This is a genomic window from Shewanella sp. SG41-4, assembly GCF_014164505.1.
Taxonomy (GTDB): Bacteria; Pseudomonadota; Gammaproteobacteria; order Enterobacterales; family Shewanellaceae; genus Shewanella.
Genome location: NZ_JACJFI010000448.1, coordinates 1 through 2,253, shown reverse-complemented (window position 1 = coordinate 2,253; position 2,253 = coordinate 1). Strand labels below are relative to the sequence as shown.

Annotated in this window: 4 protein-coding genes; all 4 read left to right on the top strand. The window is 39.1% G+C overall.

Going from position 1 to position 2,253, the window contains the following annotated elements; genetic code table 11:
- On the top strand, positions 1-1,076 hold a 1,076-nt coding region (locus H5202_RS20910), incomplete at its 5' end, for a M48 family metalloprotease (RefSeq protein WP_182773754.1).
- 97 nt (positions 1,077-1,173) lie between these two features.
- On the top strand, positions 1,174-1,530 hold the full coding sequence (gene arsC / locus H5202_RS20905) for an arsenate reductase (glutaredoxin) (RefSeq protein ID WP_182773753.1): 357 nt from the start codon (positions 1,174-1,176) through the stop codon (positions 1,528-1,530).
- An 11-nt stretch (positions 1,531-1,541) separates the two neighbouring features.
- Positions 1,542-1,919: a DUF2069 domain-containing protein gene (locus H5202_RS20900; protein ID WP_182773752.1), complete on the top strand. Its 378-nt coding sequence runs from the start codon at positions 1,542-1,544 to the stop codon at positions 1,917-1,919.
- A 152-nt stretch (positions 1,920-2,071) separates the two neighbouring features.
- Positions 2,072-2,253 (top strand): hypothetical protein (locus tag H5202_RS24050; RefSeq protein ID WP_220493952.1); only part of this gene is annotated, 182 nt, incomplete at its 3' end.

Below are 2,253 nucleotides of genomic sequence, written 5' to 3'. Positions count from 1 at the left end.
TAGCATCGGTACTAGCACACGAAATTACCCACGTTACTCAACGCCATCTAGCACGTTCACTTGAGGCACAGCAAAAAAGCTCGACTGCCACGATTGTGGGAATGTTAGGGGCTATTTTATTAACGATAGCGGCACCTCAAGCCGGCATGGCAGCCTTAGCAACAACTCAGGCATTAGCAACGCAATCTAAAATTAACTATACCCGCTTACATGAAAAAGAAGCTGATCGTATTGGAATGCAAATTCTTGTCGATGCTGGATTTGATCCTAATGCTGCGGCAGCATTTTTTGGTCAACTTGCAATCCGCTATCGTTTTACCACGACACCGCCGCAAATGTTGCTAACACATCCATTACCAGAATCTCGTATTACCGAGGCACGTAATCGCGCAGCTCAGTACCCTAAACATAATATCCCTAACAGTCTTAACTTTCAGCGAGCAAAAGCGCGTATCCAAGTACGCTTTTCAAATTTTAGTGATGATGCTGCATTATCTCTGTTTGAACAACAGCTAAAAAAGAACGAGTATTCGTTTAAAGAGGCAGCACTTTATGGCAAAGCTTTAGCACTTTTCCGTTTGGAAAAGTTTGCTCAAGCTGAAGTGATCATTGATGATTTACTAAAGCAAGATGACAATAATTTGTTTTACATTGACACTAAAACAGATTTATTAGATCAGAAAAAAGATTTTGCAGGTGCAATAGCATTATTAGAAGCTAAGCGAAAATTAAAACCTACCTCGCAAGTGATCAATACTAACTTAGCCAATATTTTTGTTCAGGCTGATGAACCAAAGAAAGCCATTCCGCTTTTAGAAGAACTAATATTTTTCGATAAGCAAAATATGCTGCCGTATCAAATTATGGCTGATGCGTATCGTAAACTAGACAATAAAGCACTTGAATATTATAGCAATGCTGAAGTCATGGCCTTATCGGCTAACTATAAAGGGGCAATTGACCAACTTAATTATGCATATCGTTATTCTGATGGCCAAAACCTACAACTGGCAAGGATCGAAGCAAGAATAAGACAATTTAGACAAGCAGATAGGGCAATGGAAGAATTAAAATAGCCGCGATAATCTAACCTTATAAGCTATTTTTTGATAGAATAATGGCAAACAATAAATCTACTTATTGTTTGCCATTTTTTAATGACGGACTATAACAATGACAACCACAAAAACAACGATATACCATAACCCTCGCTGTTCAAAAAGCCGTGAGACACTCGCATTGTTGCAAGCTAATGCAGCAGATGTCACCGTCGTTGAATACTTAAAAACACCCCCTACTGCCGCTGAAATCCAGACTATTTTACAGCAGCTTGGCCTAACCGCTCGCCAGTTAATGCGTACTAAAGAAGACGAATATAAAGCCCTACATTTGGCAGATACATCGTTATCGGAAGATCAACTTATCGCTGCTATGGTAGCAACACCTAAATTAATTGAACGCCCTATCGTGCTAGCCAACAATAAAGCTGCTATTGGTCGTCCTCCAGAAAATATTTTGTCTATTCTTTAACGAGTAAAATAATGACTTCACAAACCTTGTTTCAACTAAGTCGTATTGGTTACCTTGCTTTACTCCTGCTGCTCAGCGGCTGGTTTATTCAACAAGGCATGAATGGCACCTACTCGCTAGGATTCAGCTTAATATGGATAGTACCTTTATTGTTCCCGCTTAAAGGCATCTTAACCGGTAACCCATATACATATGCATGGGCTAGTTTTATTCTGTGTGTGTATTTGTTGCATGGATTAACCCTTGCTTATGTCACCACTGATGCGCTTGTATTTGCGCTTATTGAATCGGTATTGATTGGCGTTCTATTAATCAGCTTTCCGTTTTATGCTCGTAAACGCGGCCGTGAACTAGGATTAGGCTTAAAGAAAAAGTCCGAACAAAAGTAAATAAGCTTCGTATTTGTTAGCTCTCTAAGCGCCTTCTGGCGCTTTTTTTGATAGTTGCATTTATACAAAACTGCGTGCTACATTATTTTTGCTAACAAGATGTTATTCAAATGTATTTTTAAATTATAATAAAATAGACATGGAGTCGTTTAATGAAGTTACCGCAAAATTTAGGGATCTACAGTCTTTTAGCCAGTGCCATATTAGTTAGTGCCTGCGGAGGTGATTCAGACAGTACCAATCAAGGTGTACCTACCTCATCCACTTTCGAGATCTGCAGTGAAAGTTTAACTTATTCCATTAACGACACAAACTCTCAATTGACTTTTACCCT